18 protein-coding genes are annotated in these 16,635 nt (G+C 36.8%); 6 read left to right on the top strand and 12 right to left on the bottom strand.

Going from position 1 to position 16,635, the window contains the following annotated elements:
* The 3 genes from EDC24_RS10405 to EDC24_RS10395 all read right to left on the bottom strand — a co-directional run bounded on the left by EDC24_RS10405 (position 1) and on the right by EDC24_RS10395 (position 6,492).
* Positions 1–1,638 carry a zinc ribbon domain-containing protein gene (locus EDC24_RS10405; protein ID WP_124222306.1) on the bottom strand — a complete coding sequence of 546 codons (1,638 nt, stop codon included), beginning with the start codon at positions 1,636–1,638 and terminating at the stop codon, positions 1–3.
* Positions 1,635–2,030 (bottom strand): zinc ribbon domain-containing protein, encoded by a 396-nt coding sequence (locus EDC24_RS10400; protein ID WP_124222304.1) that lies wholly within the window; start codon positions 2,028–2,030, stop codon positions 1,635–1,637. The genes EDC24_RS10405 and EDC24_RS10400 overlap by 4 nt, the downstream gene beginning before the upstream one ends.
* 139 nt (positions 2,031–2,169) lie before the next feature.
* Complete coding sequence (locus EDC24_RS10395) at positions 2,170–6,492, bottom strand: S8 family serine peptidase (protein ID WP_124222302.1); 4,323 nt, start codon at positions 6,490–6,492, stop codon at positions 2,170–2,172.
* 430 nt (positions 6,493–6,922) lie between these two features.
* On the opposite strand from EDC24_RS10395, the gene pcp reads away from it, so the two are divergent.
* Positions 6,923–7,522 (top strand): pyroglutamyl-peptidase I, encoded by a 600-nt coding sequence (gene pcp, locus EDC24_RS10390; RefSeq protein ID WP_124222300.1) that lies wholly within the window; start codon positions 6,923–6,925, stop codon positions 7,520–7,522.
* 32 nt (positions 7,523–7,554) lie between these two features.
* On the opposite strand, the gene EDC24_RS15190 is transcribed toward pcp, so the two are convergent.
* The gene (locus tag EDC24_RS15190) at positions 7,555–7,704 is read right to left on the bottom strand and encodes a hypothetical protein (RefSeq protein WP_170158549.1); all 150 of its coding nucleotides are present in this window, start codon (positions 7,702–7,704) and stop codon (positions 7,555–7,557) included.
* Positions 7,705–7,721: 17 nt separating this feature from the next.
* Positions 7,722–8,276 carry a phosphatidylglycerophosphatase A family protein gene (locus tag EDC24_RS10385; protein WP_124222298.1) on the bottom strand — a complete coding sequence of 185 codons (555 nt, stop codon included), beginning with the start codon at positions 8,274–8,276 and terminating at the stop codon, positions 7,722–7,724.
* 167 nt (positions 8,277–8,443) lie between these two features.
* Here EDC24_RS10385 and EDC24_RS10380 point away from each other — a divergent pair, with 167 nt between their 5' ends.
* The 4 genes from EDC24_RS10380 to EDC24_RS10365 all read left to right on the top strand — a co-directional run bounded on the left by EDC24_RS10380 (position 8,444) and on the right by EDC24_RS10365 (position 10,984).
* Positions 8,444–9,169 carry an alpha/beta hydrolase gene (locus EDC24_RS10380; RefSeq protein ID WP_124222591.1) on the top strand — a complete coding sequence of 242 codons (726 nt, stop codon included), beginning with the start codon at positions 8,444–8,446 and terminating at the stop codon, positions 9,167–9,169.
* 98 nt (positions 9,170–9,267) lie between these two features.
* On the top strand, positions 9,268–9,786 hold the full coding sequence (locus tag EDC24_RS10375) for a YjcG family protein (RefSeq protein ID WP_124222296.1): 519 nt from the start codon (positions 9,268–9,270) through the stop codon (positions 9,784–9,786).
* 2 nt (positions 9,787–9,788) lie between these two features.
* The gene (locus tag EDC24_RS10370; RefSeq protein WP_124222294.1) at positions 9,789–10,214 is read left to right on the top strand and encodes a GNAT family N-acetyltransferase; all 426 of its coding nucleotides are present in this window, start codon (positions 9,789–9,791) and stop codon (positions 10,212–10,214) included.
* Between the two features lie 89 nt (positions 10,215–10,303).
* Complete coding sequence (locus EDC24_RS10365) at positions 10,304–10,984, top strand: DUF421 domain-containing protein (protein ID WP_342769359.1); 681 nt, start codon at positions 10,304–10,306, stop codon at positions 10,982–10,984.
* Here EDC24_RS10365 and EDC24_RS10360 read toward each other — a convergent pair.
* The 4 genes from EDC24_RS10360 to EDC24_RS10350 all read right to left on the bottom strand — a co-directional run bounded on the left by EDC24_RS10360 (position 10,981) and on the right by EDC24_RS10350 (position 12,799).
* Complete coding sequence (locus tag EDC24_RS10360) at positions 10,981–11,889, bottom strand: MBL fold metallo-hydrolase (protein WP_124222292.1); 909 nt, start codon at positions 11,887–11,889, stop codon at positions 10,981–10,983. The genes EDC24_RS10365 and EDC24_RS10360 overlap by 4 nt on opposite strands.
* Before the next feature lie 29 nt (positions 11,890–11,918).
* Positions 11,919–12,209 (bottom strand): hypothetical protein, encoded by a 291-nt coding sequence (locus EDC24_RS10355; protein WP_148087084.1) that lies wholly within the window; start codon positions 12,207–12,209, stop codon positions 11,919–11,921.
* 83 nt (positions 12,210–12,292) lie between these two features.
* Positions 12,293–12,463, bottom strand: a complete 171-nt coding sequence (locus EDC24_RS15185) for a hypothetical protein (protein WP_170158548.1) — start codon at positions 12,461–12,463, stop codon at positions 12,293–12,295.
* Positions 12,464–12,538: 75 nt separating this feature from the next.
* Positions 12,539–12,799 (bottom strand): hypothetical protein, encoded by a 261-nt coding sequence (locus EDC24_RS10350; protein WP_124222288.1) that lies wholly within the window; start codon positions 12,797–12,799, stop codon positions 12,539–12,541.
* A 229-nt stretch (positions 12,800–13,028) separates the two neighbouring features.
* Here EDC24_RS10350 and EDC24_RS10345 point away from each other — a divergent pair, with 229 nt between their 5' ends.
* On the top strand, positions 13,029–13,481 hold the full coding sequence (locus tag EDC24_RS10345; RefSeq protein WP_124222287.1) for a CotY/CotZ family spore coat protein: 453 nt from the start codon (positions 13,029–13,031) through the stop codon (positions 13,479–13,481).
* A gap of 57 nt (positions 13,482–13,538) precedes the next feature.
* On the opposite strand, the gene EDC24_RS10340 is transcribed toward EDC24_RS10345, so the two are convergent.
* From EDC24_RS10340 to mgtE, 3 genes are all read right to left on the bottom strand, one after another.
* A complete protein-coding gene (locus EDC24_RS10340) occupies positions 13,539–13,910 on the bottom strand; it encodes a CotO family spore coat protein (RefSeq protein WP_124222285.1) in 372 nt (123 codons plus the stop codon).
* A 293-nt stretch (positions 13,911–14,203) separates the two neighbouring features.
* Complete coding sequence (gene fabI / locus EDC24_RS10335; protein WP_124222283.1) at positions 14,204–14,980, bottom strand: enoyl-ACP reductase FabI; 777 nt, start codon at positions 14,978–14,980, stop codon at positions 14,204–14,206.
* A gap of 108 nt (positions 14,981–15,088) precedes the next feature.
* Positions 15,089–16,468 (bottom strand): magnesium transporter, encoded by a 1,380-nt coding sequence (mgtE, locus tag EDC24_RS10330; RefSeq protein ID WP_124222281.1) that lies wholly within the window; start codon positions 16,466–16,468, stop codon positions 15,089–15,091.
* Positions 16,469–16,635: the final 167 nt, after the last annotated feature.

The following is a 16,635-nucleotide window of genomic DNA, read 5'->3' as shown; positions in this document are numbered from 1 at the left end:
CTAATCCCTTTCTTTGCTGACTTTTAAATATGAACCGATGATTGAAATGACGAATACAATTCCAAATGATCTTAGGAACATTTGGAAGGCGGACGCTCCTAAAATAGCTTCATTTCTAAACTCTTCACGCTCCGAAACCATTGTTAATGACGAAGATAAATGCGTTCCGGAATAAATTAAAAAGGCCATCATCATCGAAACAACGAGACTGTAAACAAAAATTGACTTCAATCTGGTACTAATATTTAATCCACTAAATCGTCTTGCTATAACGACTATAAAAACTACGGTTACAGCAAATAACAACCAATATATGGTTTCATAGTTTGTAATACTTTGATAGATATCAGCGTATTCTCTTCGAATATCAATCGGTTTCGAGAATAAATGATAATTTAAGAACTCATGTAATTCGTCTAACTCGATAGGCTCGCCGCCGTTAGGATCCCCACTACGTCTTAGAAATTCTAATTTGTTTAAAAATACAATGTTAAGCAAGTAAACGGCAATTTGTACAATGATGACTAAACTGAAAATCGATGGATTGGCATTTAAAAGTTCCATTACTTCACTGTGTCTTAAATCTTTAAAATAAACAATAGAGGAGAATATTAACATAATTGAAAATAAAATCATGGATAAAATGGCGCTATACTTAATTGCTTTAATCCCTCTAGGGAGCTCTACTTTTCTTGTAAAACTAAAAACGGATAATATTACGACAAAGCTAATAAGAAAACCTTTCCATAAACTGTGTAAAGATAAAAAGCTAAGTGATGATTCTCTAATAAAATCCCTACCGTCCATTGAACCTGTGTATTGAGTGACTAAACTTACAACAAATAGTATCAAAGCATATACAGTACTAAATGCTAAAGCTTTGAGTAATAAATCCTGCCAATTGTTAAATTGAACCCTTCTCATTATGACAATAGAGACAATCGCAATTGATACCATCGCAATGACAAAGTAATAAGCTAAGCCCATATACGATGTATTTTTTGTACTATAATCAATGACCTCTTCTCGCTTATCGAAATTAGAACTTTCTACTTCTGTCGGCACTAAATTAGCAATCAACAAAAGGTCAAACGGTGACATACCATTACCTTCTTCAAGTTCGGTAGGCTCAGGTTCACCTTGATTATTATTATTCCTATTGAAGTGGTTTATTTCATCTTTAATGTTCTTAAAAGAGGACGTTATATAACGGTACTGATAAAATATTTCTTGAGATGGATTATATTCTTGAGAATCTACATAACCTGGTTCACCATTTGTTTCCTCACCGACAGAAAAGTAAGTTAAGAATGCAATCATAATCATAGATATAATGACAAATGGTGCCATCTTAAGCATAGTCTTTCCCACAAACTTATAATTCAAGTTTTCTCTGCTATAAGATATTTGCCTGTGATCTTCCATTTGTGTCGCTTCTAACTGCTCAAATGTTTCTCCACAAAAATGGCAATACAAAGCATCTTTAACTTTATTAGAACCACAGTTTGGACATTCGAATTCATAGTTTTCACGATTTAAAACTTTCGATTCATGAGGTTTATGTAAAGGATAACCATCATGTATACAGTAATGGGACGTTGGACTATTGGCGGTACCACACTTCGTACAATAAATCATGTGGATACCCCCTGCTTTTGGTTATGCCTACTTCCACAAACATGGCAAAAGTTAGAATGGAGTGCCATCTCCGTCCCACATGCTCGGCAATATGAAGTCTCTTCTTCTTTCACACTCTCAATCTTTTTACCACATCTTGAACAATATGTATCATTTAGATCAATAGCATGACCACAACTACACCTAAATTGTAAGTCATCACGATTCAATTTCGATTTTAACTCATACATTTCAGCATCAAGAGAACTAATTTTCTCTTCAAATTCCGTAAGTTCCTCACTGTAGAACTGTCCAATCCGATATTGATAATAGATTGATTGTCCCAGTTTTGCTAACAGTTTTGACTTCTCTCTTTTTAGTCTTTCAATCTCTTGATTCACATACTCATTCATCGTAATCCCCCATTATTAACCATCAATAAATATATTTTAACATACAAAATATTCAATTAAATTATCGAATCTTCAATTTAAAAAAATAAAAAAAGCTATCCCTGTCGAACGTAGACAGGGATAGCCTTGTATTCAAATACTACTGATTTTCTTTACCGTTTCCTTTGCCTTTTCCATTGCCATCACCGTTATCTTTGTCTTTATCTTTACCTTTTTTAACGATATTGACTTTACCTTCAGCTTCAGCTGTTGTAACATTACCAAACTCGTCAGTGGCATTAACTTGAATAGTAAAGCTCTGTCCTTCTAGCCCTTTTGGAATTGTCCAGTACCCAACATAATGTCCTTCCTCTGTTTCCATCATAGGAAGTTCATCCGTATCTTGTAGACTATTTGTATCAGATACTAAATTCGCAAGAACTGAGAATGTTGCGTCAAGGTCTGTTTCACTGTCGAATTCAATGACGACTGTTTCACCTTTCATTACACTTTTGTCCTCAGTTGGAGTTAAATTATTTATTTCTGGTGCGGTGAAATCAACTTCAACGGTCGTCGTTTCTGTACTCATGTTTCCAGCAAGATCATATGCTTGAACTTCAATGTTATTCTCACCTTCATCAAGCATAATACGCTTAGAATAGGTTCCATCCTCAATTGAAGCTTCTTGACCATTTACTAATACATAGTCAAGGTGTTCATCTGAAACGTTACCTTCAACTGTAACAGTCTCTCTATTTAACATGTCTCCATTTGATGGGTGCTCAATCGATAACTCAGGAGCAGCTGTATCTAGAGTTACCGTTACAATATCAGTTTCATTTGCTTGTTCCCCATCTACCATGTTGATAGCTTGTAATTCATTCGTTCCTTCTTCTAATTCAATCGGTAAGCTGAACTGTCCTTCTTCATCAATCTCAACTTGACCAACTTCTTCTCCGTTATTTTCAATCACAACCGTAGTTGTTGGAGAGGCTGTACCTTCAACGGTTAACTCAGATTCATTTGTAATTAAACCATCAGAAGGGTTTGTTAACTTAACATCTTCTACAGCATAATCCACTCGTGCACGAATCATGTAGTTACCTTCATCAGCAGGAGATTGAGACCAAGTTCCACCTACAGATTGGTAGCTTCGTTCTGCATTTGTACTGCTCTCATCTGTAGCGAGCCCTGGAACATCAGGATTCGCATCTGTTTGGACATACACCATATAGAAGTCACCGTCAACTTGAATGTTATATTCACGTAAATCAACGACTGTCCATTGATCTAAATCGCGAATTGCCTCAGCTTCAATTGGACCGATCAACTTCTCTCCAGGTAATCCATCAGATCCACTAGCATCCCAAACTTCAACCGCAAAGTCTGTTCCACCTGGATTAGGCCAATCCGTTCCATGGAACTGGAAGACACCATCTGTTACAATCGCTTCGTCTTTTCCTTCTGGAAGCGACATTTTAACAGCCCATTTATTGCCCGCGTCATAAAAAGCACGCGCGTTCTCAGCTGTTCCATCATCGTATCCAATTTCTTCACCTGGATACGTGAACATAGGTTCAAGTTCAATATTTAATTCTTTGTTCTCATCAAAATTCACGCTAATTTCTTTGCTGTGGAATCCTTGTGCATATACTTTCATCGTGTATTCGCCTTCGTATGCTGTTAGATCATAATTACCATTAGCATCCGTTTCCACAGGTTCAACGTTTGCATCTTCAATAAGCTGCAAAGTTGCACCTTCAATTGCATTGCCAGAGTTGGCGCTTGTTACCGTACCTGAAACAGAGTAGCTAGGTAATTCTTCTAAAACAAAGTTAGCATTCACAGTCTCATCTGCTTCAAGATTAACCATTTGTTCTTCAGATGCAAAACCGTAAGCTTCAGCTAGTACTGTGAATTCACCCGCAGGATGTACAAAGGAATAACTTCCATCAGCAGGGTTCGTATTCACAGACTTACCACTTTCAAGAACAGATACTTGGGCATCTAAAGGAAGTGTATTGAGATCATTCGACGCCTCAAATTCTTCAACTTTAGGATCTACCATAAGTGGTTCTATGGTTGACGGATCGACTCTTTCAGCATCTTTAGGTTCTATATTTACTGGATCAGTTGGTTGAATAGTAGCGTTGGAACCAACCGTTGAGTCTGAAAGCGTCACATCGTCAATATACCAACCTTCTCTAGTTATAATACTGTCAGAATCTAAATTGAATCCAATATAGACTCTTTCACCAGCATAATCAGACAAATCAACCTCAACTGTATTCCATGTTTCATCTGTACCAGTTAGCTCAAGCAACGACTCCCAGTTTTCCATATCGTGAGAGATAAAGACATTACCATAATCCCAACCAGATTCAATGTTGTACCAATTTTCAAATTGAAGGTATGATTCGCCTTCTGGCAAGTCAATTGGAGGCATTAGTAAAGTGGAATTTTCACTATTATTATAATCGCCACCTAAATTAGTAGCATACACATTCTCTCCTGATACTGCGTCACCTGGTCCTGAAGTTGGTTCACCTTGTTCCCAAGAAATATTTTCTCCATTAACTTGCCAACCAATTGCAGGTGATTCGAAGTCAGCGGTATAACCAACTGTTACTCCCGAATCAATTGAGACAGTATATTCTTCACTTACTGTATTACCTCCGAAATCATCAACTGTAACAGTATAAGTGAGGTCTCCTTCTACAACATCCTCTCCAGGAATTGTTGCTTCATACAGACCAGATTTAAAATTACCTTCTGAACGTACCGCTTCAACGGTATTCTCATCACCATTAGCGTTCACATAAGATACTTCTACTGACGTAACGCTAATATTATCACTTGCTTCAATTAATAGATCTAAGTCCATTTCTGAAAATGCTTGTTCAGGTGCTTCATGGTTGAACGTAGGTGCTTCAGTGTCTTCACCATCCATTGTTACAGTCCCTTCAATCGTACCTAGTCCATCCATTACAGCAGAAACGGCGTTATAAGCATCTACTAAACCATGTCCAAAACCATTATTCGGTGATTCTGGATAATCACCATTTGTTAATGGTAAAGCAGTTGACATTAAAATTTCTTCTAGGTCATCTACTGACAACCCAGCATTAGCTTCAATTAATAATGCGGCTACACCAGAGACGGCTGGTCCTGCCATCGATGTACCATTCCATCCACCTTCATATCCGCTACCTGGGACAGATGAACGAATATTTACACCTGGTGCTGCAATTTCTGGTTTGATTTCATCGTAAGGTGATGGGCCTTCTAACGAGAAGCTTGCTAAATTATTACTAGCATCAGTAGCACCCGTTGCAAAAGATTCAGGATAGTTAGCTGGAACAGCAATAGATCCTGGACCACCTGGATTTGTTAACGTTGTATTACCCGCAGAGAACTCAGGGAAAATGCCAGCAGCTCTCCAAGCAGTTACCACATCACGATACCATTCATCTAAACCTGGGCCTCCACCCCAAGAGTTATTAACAACATCCGGAGCTTTAGAGACATCTCCACCTGGAGCTAAAATCCACTCGCCACCAGCTAAAATATCAGCATCTGAGCCACTACCACCAGCACCAAAAATTTTAACACCAATAAACTCAGCCCCTGGTGCTACACCAACCTGGTTAGAGCCGTCTGGTTCACTACCTACCATTGTACCTGTAACATGAGTACCATGACCATGATCGTCATACGCACTGCTTTGTCCATTTACAGGATCGAAAAAGCTATACGTATGATCAACTTCACCAGTTGAAGCGTCGTAGCCACGATATTTTTCCATTAGAGCAGGGTGATCCCATTGAACACCTGTATCTAGTGAAGCAACTACAATACCTGATCCATCAATACCCATATCCCAAACTTGGGGTGCATTAACTTGTTCTACGTTCCACTCAACATTCGCTATTTCTGACTGAATAGCTTCTGCATTTTCATCAATCTCTACATCATACAACTGTCTAGTTTCATTAGGTAGAATTTTCTCTACACTATGGAAATTAGATAGTTTATTTGCAATTTCTTTTGTTGCTGTAACAGCCATCCCATTTACAATGTAATATGAATGGAAATCGTCTACTGTACCACTGTCCATTGCTTGTTCTAGGAATTTAATAACATCTGCCTGAGATGTTTTTGCTGTATATTTCAACTCCGAAATCACTGATGAGCGCTGTGCAAGTTCCGTATTAAATGCAGATAAACCTTGTGATTTAGCATTTGTTTTTGCTTCATCAGCTACTTTTTGAACATCTGCTTTTTCACTGAACTTTACTAAGAATGTCACCTTCTCATCATTTTCAAACTCATCGTTTAACCGTTCGCTGATCTTGTTTTGATTTGTAGCTTCTTTTAATGAGCTAGCTATATCTCCAGAATTGGCGAAAGCCATTCCAGGTGCTACTAGTGTCCATAGCATAGAGATAGTCATAGCAATACTCATTACTTTTAATCTCTTCATTATTCTCCTCCTCCCGAAATTTAAAACCGTTTGTTTTTCTGAGATGAGGGTTTATTTGACCGTTTGTCCCCCTTTCTTTTTATAAATCTATCAATTATAGCTACAACCAAGATGTTATGTTTAATATAATAGAGATGGTATAACGAAATTTGTCATAAAATGTAATAATTTGTAGCCCGAAAATAAAATCAGTTCATTTGCTTCATCCAATTTTTGTAATTTGAAACTTAAGCCTTTTATTTCGACAATAAACGCCTTTTAATTCTATGACTATTGTACTCATTCTTTATTTCAAGATCATAATTTGATAGATTAGTTCTATCAAACATTTTAATTTATATAATTTTACAAACCTTAGCAGATAGTTAACCACTCATTTATTCCATAAAATGACAATTTTATATCTACTAAGTTCTAAAGGAGAATTCATATGAAAAAAATATTATTAACTGGTTTTGAACCATTCCTATCTTTTAATACAAACCCGACGATGGAAATTGCAAATAGCTTAGATGGAGAAACTCTTGAACAATATCAAGTGATCACTCGAATTTTACCTGTAGAATTCAAAAAGGCAGGAAACGTTATGACTGAATTAATCGATGAGATTGAGCCTGATGTTGTCGTTGCTTTAGGACTTGCAGGTAATCGTAGACATATAACACCAGAGAGAATTGCTATTAACTGTAATGAAGGACCTGAAGATAATGAAGGTAATAAACCTGATGGGGAAAAAATATACGAGGATGGCCCTGATGGTTATTTTTCAACATTGCCGATTAAATCGATGGTTGAGCACATGAAAGAAAAAGGATACCCGGCTTCTATTTCAAATTCAGCGGGGACATATGTTTGTAATCATGTGATGTACCATGCACTTCATCACGCTCATGTACACAAACTTAATTACCGAGCAGGATTTATTCACGTTCCACCTTCACACGATATGGCCTTAGAAAAGCCTCAGTTAGCTAGCTGGTCTCAAAAAGACCTGAACGAGGCAATCCTAGCTGCGATAAAAGTGTTTTAAACGTATTTTTAATATAAAAATCCCGAACGATTTTAGTTATCGTTTCGGGATTTTTTCTTAATAAGTTCATCTTCTAATTCTCGAACTCTCTTGTTTAAACTGTAAAACATCGGGAAAAATAAAATAGCAACGATGACAACAGGCCCTAATGAACTTAATAATAATTCCCTTAAAGAATCCAAATTTTCACCTCCAATAATTACATCAAATCTTCTTCATCCCGCTTTTCGATAGCTTCTTTTGTTAAACCATCGACTTTATCTCTAAATCTGTGCGCTATTCGACTAGATGCATTAGCAGCAATACTTCCAACAATGTCATCTAAAAAAGTATGACACTTCTCGCCACTTTTTGTATCTAAATATTGGATGACGCCGACTTTTTGTTTATCCAGGTGCCCATAAGTGGTTACTGCAATACTACCATAACCTAACGCAGCGCCTAGCGCAATGGTTTCATCCACACCGAAAAGGCCTTCATCTTGTGCGATTAACGATTGTAAAGGTTCAGACAATTGTTCCTTCTCAGCCAACACATCGAGCTCAATTCCGACCAAAATAGCATGCTGAATTTCGCGTTTTTCTAACACTTTCTCTACACTATCTACACAATCATCCATAGTTAACGTATCATTATAAGGTCCTTGCATAATATACACAATATCAGCTATATCTTCAACGGAAACCCCCCGTTCTTCTAACCGTTGTCTTGCTGCTAATTCAACTTCTTGACTCCTAATATGCTTTAACGACATGTGAACTCCCCCTCTTTTTATTATATCACTTGAGGTCTTTCGGATGAGTTTAAATTATCGCAATATTCTAGTATTAAATGAATAGAGAGTCGTAATATTAGCCATAATGAATAAATATGGTAAAATTGTCTTGTCACAGATATACAAACATGATGGAGGTTTTAATGATGGGCAGAAAGGGTACCATGGTTGAAAAGGATATTGATAGTCAATATTTGAATGAAACGTTGACTGTTAAGATCTTTAAACCTGAAAACTTCTCACCCTTATACAAATATCACATTTGTATCATGCAAGATGGTGACGATTATTTTCAATTAGGACGAATGGCAACTGTAAGTGATCGTCTTCATGAACAAAATGAAATTGAGAATACCATTTTCGCAGGCATACATTATAAAGATCGTCATGATCGTTGGGATAAATATCACCCAGATGGTCAAAATAATGACGCTTATATGAAATTTTTAGTATTTGAAGTTGCCCCACTTCTTGATAAAGAATTACCGAGTTATCATGTTGGATCATGTCGTGTACTGATGGGCGATTCATTAGGTGGAACTGTATCCTTAATGACTGCATTAAAATATCCGAATAATTTTGGGAAAATTATTATGCAATCACCTTATGTGGATGAGACTGTAACTTCTGCCGTAAAAGAATCAACAGAGGTTCAAAGTATGACGATTTATCATACGATTGGTAAAGATGAAGTTGAAGTTCCAACAACTAAGGGTGATAAAGATGACTTTCTAACGCCAAACCGTGAAATATCCGAGGTTTTAAATGAGCGCGTCAGTGACTATACTTATAAAGAATTAGAAGGAAAGCATACTTGGAAACAATGGCAAAAAGACTTACCAGAGGCAATAAAGAAAATTTTCGGAAATTAAGTCTATTTACTGACGAAATTTTATTGAATTTTTTGTTATAATAATGATTAGACTTTTTTATATAGTAACGTGAAATTTAATTATTAGGAGGGAATTATATGTCTGAACTAACATATGGCATTGCAATTTTTCCATCAAAAGAAATTCAAGACACGGCAAATTCTTATCGAAAACGATATGACCCAAGATATAACAAAATTCCACCTCATATCACCTTAAAAGAGAAGTTTCAAGCCAGCCAAGAAGAAATTAAAGAAATTACAAAAGAACTGAACCAAGTAGCATCAGAAGTTGAACCTTTTGAAATTGAAATTAACAAAGTAAGCTCTTTCAGCCCTGTAACAAATACAGTTTATTTAAAAGTTGAACCAAATGAGAGCTTAACGACTTTAAACAAAAAAATGAATGAAGGAAAGTTCTTAGAAAACCAAAAGTATGCATTCGTTCCTCATATTACAATTAGCCAGGAATTATCTGAGGACGAGCATTCTGATGTTTATGGAAGCTTAAGAATGTCAGAGTTCGATATGAAAGATCATATCGACCGTTTTCAATTATTGTATCAACTAGAAGACGGTGCTTGGACAGTATTTGAAACATTTAAGTTAGGAAAATAACGATGAGAGTATTTGAAGTAAAAACTAATCAACAGTTGGAAGATGCTTATCAGGTAAGAAAAATAGTCTTCATTGAAGAACAAGACGTTCCACCAGAAATTGAAGTCGATGAACATGAGGATTCAGCTATTCACTTCGTTGGATATAAAGATGAAAAGCCGATCGCTGCTAGTCGTATGAGGCTAGTTGACGATTACGGCAAACTAGAAAGAATTTGCGTCTTAAAAGAAGAACGCGGCAAACATTACGGCGTTGAGATCATACAAGAAATGGAACAATACTTAAAAGTTCATAAAGTTAAAAAGTCGAAATTGAATGCTCAAACCCATGCTGAAGATTTCTATAAAAAGATTGGGTATAAGACAGTATCAGATGAATTTATGGACGCTGGAATACCTCATGTGACGATGGTGAAAGAACTAAGCTGACGATTGAATCGTCAGCTTTTTTATATGAGAAGGTATTGAGTGAGCCTCATTTGACCATACTGAATAAAGCCAAATGTTCATTCAGGATGGTGACAGAATTGGATTATGTAAGAATTTTAGCAGATAGTCTAATAGGCTTCACAGCTTTATTCATTTTAACCAAAGTACTTGGGAAATCTCAAATCACACAAATTACAGCTTTCGACTTTATCGCTGCTCTAGTTTTGGGTGAATTAGTCGGGAATGCTCTTTTTGACCCTGAGGTTGGCGGCCTTATGATCATATTTGCTGTTTCAATTTGGGGGGTATTAATTTATATAACTGAGTGGTTTACTCAAAAGTACAGGCGTACAAGGACAATCTTAGAAGGGAAACCCTCAATCATTATTCGAAGGGGCCAAATACAGCGTGATATTATGAAAAAAAGCAAACTCGATATGAACCAGCTCATGCACTTATTACGTGATAAAGATGTCTTTTCTATTCAAGAAGTCGATTATGCCATTTTTGAGACAAATGGCTCTATCAATGTTTTGAGAAAGTACATTTACCAGACACCAACGAACGAATTCTTTAACGCAACCCCTCAGGAGACTGTCTTGCCAATATCCGTTATTTCAGACGGAGAATTACTACCTGAGAACATTCAAGAGATTGAATGGGACGAACAACAAGTGCTAGAGGAAATATCAAATCAAGGCCTTCAGCTAAATGAAGTGATGTACGCCGAATATAATAAGGAGGAAGGGTTGTATGTTTTACCATACTAAGTCCCTTCCTCCTCTTTTATTTGAAACATCCAGCGATGACGCTGAATGTAGTGATCAATTTTTTCTTGTTGAATTAAAGCTGTTATATATGCAGTAGCAGCTGTCCTAAACAATAAGAACATGGATAATTGGCTAGCATTCACTGACATTTCATCACAAAAAATAGAAACAAGCTCTTCATGAGAAATCGGCTGCTTGTCCTGGATGATACAGTACAATCTATGAAGAAGGTCTTGATGATATTCTATATTTCGTTCAATTGTTTTTATAAAATTTTCTTCATAATTTCCATGCCCAGGGACTGCCCCATTGGCTGAGAACGATTTTAGTTTTTCTAAGCTATCCATAGTTTTGTAAACACTTGTGATATAAGGGATTTTGTGTTTGTGTAACTCTTTTTCACCAAAGTAACTGTCAGCAGCAAATAGTGTGTCATGAATGCGTATAGCTAATTGATTATAACTGTGACCTGGTGTCGCAATTGCTTCAAACTGAAACTCATCAATCTGATGATCCCCTTCATCTATCACGATGTCCGCTTCGATTGAGGGTCCTTCTAAAAATTTATTTCTCAACTCATCAAGTGGGTCATTTCCCATAAACAAGTAAGTTGGTTCTAAAATGGGATGTTGTAAAATGGTAGCTTCAAATTTAGGAGCAATGACTTTTACATTATATACATCCTGTAAATATTTAGCTCCGCCATAATGATCTGAATGTGCATGCGTAATGAGCAAATGAGTAATTGGTAGATTTTGAGCCTCTATTTGTCTCACGACTTTTCTTATGGAGGATTTATCAATGGCAGCATCAATAATCATACCTTGATTTCCTTCATGCACATAGCCGATATTAACGGAGCTTAAAAATACATAATTGTGTTCATTAATTTGTTGCATATTCATATTAACGAAACTCCTTTATTAGTTCGATACTAAATGGTTTCGCTAAAATATCTCCCTTTTCCTGTTATATCTGCAAGTTGATTGTGATTAAATTTTGTGTACTTCGATTCTGTTGGCTGATAAACTTTAGTTGGCTTATAAGCCGATACGCTGTTTTCATTTGATTGTTCGTGTAAGTCTTCTTCTTGACCGCGTTTCAATTCTTTCAATTCTGCACGAAAGATTTTCTCTAAAGCTAGGTTGGATTTCTGTGATTTGGTAATATGACGACGCTGATATTGTTGATACTGATGAAAATCAACCGGTAAAATATAACCCACCATCACCAACCCCTTTCTACAAATAATTTACCCTTTCTTCTATTAAAATATTCGTATTTAATAGATTTTATGTGGGGTATTATTTAAGATTCGAACCATTTTTCTATTTTTTGCATCCAATCATCCAGTCGTTTTTCATCTTCTATTAAAACCTTTTCCCATTCTTGCTGTTTTTCCTGCTCATTTATAAACTTTTTTTCAGGAGACTTGCCAATTTCAATTAAAATTTTCTCAAGATCCGTTAGCCATTTCACGTCAACAACTCCTTTTGTCTAAAAAAGAACCCGTACGATGTACGAGTTCTTCTTCGCCATAAAGTCAAATTTAAATTAAATCCAGAAGAACGGTGGGCGTCGGTCTTCATGGTGATCGTCGTCATGATGGTCACCATGCTCTTCATGTTCCTCGTGCTCTTCGTGTTCTTCCAACTTTGGCTCTTCAGCCCCCTCCATCTCTTCCATTCTTCTACGCGGTGGTCCAAATAAGAAATCACGATCACGACGTTCTGGACGCTCAGGGCGCTCAAACACCACATTATCAGCTCTCACCACTAAATCTTTTACGCGAACCTCTTTCTTTTCGTCTGACACAACATTCACTCCCTCCAACGAATTTACGATACTAGTATATTCATCCAATATTTTTCAGAATGGTCGCTTGACCTACTAATTAAAATTTTAGCTATTAATAATTTTATAAAGCTAGGACTCTTATAACGAAGAAAAGTAAAAATCACATCAATTGCCCACACCCAACCGTGTCAAATGCATAGATTATTAACGTAAGAAAAGTCATATATGACCAGAAAGGAGAATGACAATGTCTTGTCGAGGAGAAGATCGTTCAGACAACTGCGTAAGTGATATTCTTCGTCAAATTGTAGACGCACAAAACGACATCGTCGAAAACGATTGTGATATAAGTTGTAAGCAATCGATTGAGGATTTATTGGGTGATACTACATCACCGTCCGGCCTGGATACAGTTCCTGTACTCCTATACTGTGAGTGCAAACCATTTAAAGGTTTTGGGGTCCGCAATGACCAAAACCGTACTTGTGTAGCTAGCTTCTACTTCCGTGTTCAGAAGGTTTATGATGACGACTGTGCTGTATTGGAACTATTACGTGACCCTGCAGACTCTCGTCAAAACCCATCAGACCCTTGTGAACAAAAAACAGCTAACTTAAGAAGCACTGGCATTTGCATCAACGTTGACTTAGATTGCTTCTGTCACGTTACTTGCTTACCAGCGACAAATGCTAGAAATTAATTCAAATAAAAAATGCCTGCAAGGTTGACCTGCAGGCATTTTTTGTGTTTATAAATCTTAAAAACCGATAAGCTGAATATCCAAAATAATATCTTTTGGTAAAGCTCGCCGGCGTGGAATATCTCGAACGACCACATTCACGATCTCATCACTTATATCCTCAATAACCCCATTAATCGTTCCTTCTTTGGTTAGGATTTTACATTTTAACTTAGGCAACGTCTCTTGCATTTTTAAGATGTATTGAAACTTTTCGTCTAAAGACAAACTTTGAAAACGACTTCTGCTAGAGGCCTTTGCTTGTTCTGCAGGATCTTGTTTTGCATCGTCCTGACCGCTGTAATAAAAAGATTGTGAAGTGACTTCTGGGAACGCCTCCTGATTTTGGGCAATATACAATAAAGGTGGCTTTGAGCGTCGATCTTCCATCAACACAGACTCCTTTCTCTTTTGACTCTATCCCATTTTATGCATATTAGCCCATAGTCGTGAGTTAAGTATGATTTAGTTTTCAGATTCTAAATTTCTTATAACCTCATTCAATATTTGTATCATTTTTCAGGGTTATCTGCTTTTTGAAAACCTTTTTTAGAATAAGCGAAACAGCTAACACAATCCGTAGTAATTTCATCAAAAAACCTCCCCTTACTCAAATAAAGATCCCATTTATTACTAATCATATAAAAAAGCAGCTCAATTTTTAATTGAACTGCTTTTAAGTCTTAATATCCCATTATATTGTAACCCGAATCCACGTGAATGATCTCACCTGTCACACCGCGGGATAAGTCACTCATTAAGAAGTATGCTGTATCACCGACTTCTTCTTTCGTTACAGGTTTACGTAATGGTGAGCGTTCTTCGATTTCTTTAAGGATCGCGTTAAAATCACCGACACCTTTAGCCGACACGGTACGAATTGGACCAGCTGAAATAGCATTTACGCGTACACCGTATTTTCCTAAATCATTTGCTAAGTAACGCATAGTGGCATCAAGGCTTGCCTTTGCAACACCCATGACGTTGTAGTTTTCAACGACACGCTCACCGCCTAGATACGTTAGTGTTAAAATGCTTCCGCCTTCAGTCATGAGATCTTTAGCCGAGCGAGCAATTGCTGCTAATGAGAAAGCACTGATATCTTGCGCTAATGCAAATCCTTCTCTTGATGTATTTAAAAATTCACCACTTAACTCCTCACGTTTTGCAAAAGCGATACAGTGAGCTAACCCGTGAATCACCCCAACATCATTCTTAATGTTTTCAAACGTCTGTTCAATGGCTTCATCAGATGTCACGTCACACTCATAAAATAATGAGTCATCACGATCCAACGTCGCAGCTAGGTCACGAACCGGTTTTTCAAAGCGCTCATTCGCATATGTGAACACTAGGCGTGCACCTGCATTGTGTAGAGACTGAGCAATACCCCAGGCGATGCTTCGCTTATTCGCGACACCCATGACCACATACGTACGGCCTTCTAAAGAAAAGTTCATTTATTCCGCCTCCTGATTTTGGACAATTTTTTATGGTTTAATATTAGTACCTAGTCCTATTTTATATAAAAAAACATAAATACTCAATCCATATTTTAAATAAAGTGTTTAAACTAAGTATTCCATAAAAATTGTAGCTGTTCCGAAATAGATAATAACTGAAATAGTATCATTGATCGTTGTAATAAATGGTCCACTTGCAACTGCAGGGTCAATTTTTAACTTATGCATTAATAAAGGTAAAAAAGCGCCTGCTATTGTTGCAACAATCAGTGAAATCATAATAGAAAAGCCAACTACTAGTCCTAAATGAATTTCACTCATCCCTTGCCAAACCATGATAATTAACGTAATGACAATTCCACAAACAACCCCCGTAATCAATCCTGTTAAGGTCTCGCGTTTCAAACGTTTTAATACCCCTTCACTCATCGCATCTCCAGTCGCTATACCACGAACGGTTACGGCGAGAGCCTGTGTTCCAGTATTACCTGCCATCCCCGCAATTAGCGGAATAAAGACAGCTAGAATCGCAACTTGTTCTAATGTGTTCTCAAATTGACCGATCAAACTGGCTGTGATCATACCAAGGAACAATAAAATAATTAACCAAGGTAAACGTTTCCTTGCAGAATCCCAAGCACTCAAATCATTACGGTCCATATCACGAACTGCCGCTAACTTAGAATAGTCATCGCTCGCTTCTTCATCCATAACATCTAGGATATCATCGACTGTAATAATCCCTAATAAGTGCTTTTTAAAATCAACTACCGGGAGAGCTAAGAAATCATAATCACGCATTAACCTCGCAATATATTCTTGATCATCTCCAGCCGACGCATATACGACATGTTCACTCATGATGTCACTTACGACCCAGTCGTCTTCAGCTATAATTAAATCTCTTAAAGAAATGACACCGGCCAACCGTTTATCATTATCCGTAACAAAGACATAATAGATTGTTTCAGCATCTGGTGCTTTCTCTCTTAAATGAAGCATCGCTTGTCGTATTGTCATGTTTTGATTGACGACGACAAACTCGGTCGTCATAATACTTCCTGCTGTCCGTTCTTCATAATGAAGTAAATCTTTAATTTCTTTAGCTTCATCTCGTTGCATTAACGTTAAGTAACTCGCAATTTGATTTCGTTCCAGTGTATTCATAATATCAACAGCATCATCCGTTGATAACTCATCGAATATTTGCGCTGCAAATCTTGGGTTCATTTCTGTTATAATCTCACCGACATCCTCTAATTCGAAATGCTCAATAATCTCAGACATTTCATCAGGTGATAAATACGTATAAATTTGCAATCGAATGTCTTTAGGTAAATTAACAAAAATATTCGCCTGGTCATAAGGATGCAGCTCTAAAAATTCTGATCGGAATAAATCTATGGAGTCCTCTTTTAATGCATTATGAATTCTTTCAATAATCCATTCGTATTCAATGCTTTTATGGTTTGGTTGAACTTCCATAGTCTTGACCTCCTTTAGCGAATACCGATACGTATATATTATATAAAAATGATGACTAATACCAACTAAACATGAAAATTTTTTTAAAACTATGTATGATCTTTGCTTTTACCTCCTTTTCACTATTTTAAATTATACAATTTTAACGTATCATTAATTGTAGAGTT

The organism is Aquisalibacillus elongatus, assembly GCF_003843875.1.
Classification (GTDB): Bacteria; Bacillota; Bacilli; order Bacillales; family Alkalibacillaceae; genus Aquisalibacillus; species Aquisalibacillus elongatus.
This window is presented reverse-complemented; position numbering and strand designations above follow the sequence as displayed.

Coding starts and splice junctions, on each gene's coding strand:
- EDC24_RS10405 (WP_124222306.1), bottom strand. CDS start 1,638: ATGATTTATTGTACGAAGTGTGGTACCGCCAATAGTCCAACGTCCCAT.
- EDC24_RS10400 (WP_124222304.1), bottom strand. CDS start 2,030: ATGAATGAGTATGTGAATCAAGAGATTGAAAGACTAAAAAGAGAGAAG.
- EDC24_RS10395 (WP_124222302.1), bottom strand. CDS start 6,492: ATGAAGAGATTAAAAGTAATGAGTATTGCTATGACTATCTCTATGCTA.
- pcp (WP_124222300.1), top strand. CDS start 6,923: ATGAAAAAAATATTATTAACTGGTTTTGAACCATTCCTATCTTTTAAT.
- EDC24_RS10385 (WP_124222298.1), bottom strand. CDS start 8,276: ATGTCGTTAAAGCATATTAGGAGTCAAGAAGTTGAATTAGCAGCAAGA.
- EDC24_RS10380 (WP_124222591.1), top strand. CDS start 8,444: ATGGGCAGAAAGGGTACCATGGTTGAAAAGGATATTGATAGTCAATAT.
- EDC24_RS10375 (WP_124222296.1), top strand. CDS start 9,268: ATGTCTGAACTAACATATGGCATTGCAATTTTTCCATCAAAAGAAATT.
- EDC24_RS10370 (WP_124222294.1), top strand. CDS start 9,789: ATGAGAGTATTTGAAGTAAAAACTAATCAACAGTTGGAAGATGCTTAT.
- EDC24_RS10360 (WP_124222292.1), bottom strand. CDS start 11,889: ATGAATATGCAACAAATTAATGAACACAATTATGTATTTTTAAGCTCC.
- EDC24_RS10345 (WP_124222287.1), top strand. CDS start 13,029: ATGTCTTGTCGAGGAGAAGATCGTTCAGACAACTGCGTAAGTGATATT.
- EDC24_RS10340 (WP_124222285.1), bottom strand. CDS start 13,910: ATGGAAGATCGACGCTCAAAGCCACCTTTATTGTATATTGCCCAAAAT.
- fabI (WP_124222283.1), bottom strand. CDS start 14,980: ATGAACTTTTCTTTAGAAGGCCGTACGTATGTGGTCATGGGTGTCGCG.
- mgtE (WP_124222281.1), bottom strand. CDS start 16,468: ATGGAAGTTCAACCAAACCATAAAAGCATTGAATACGAATGGATTATT.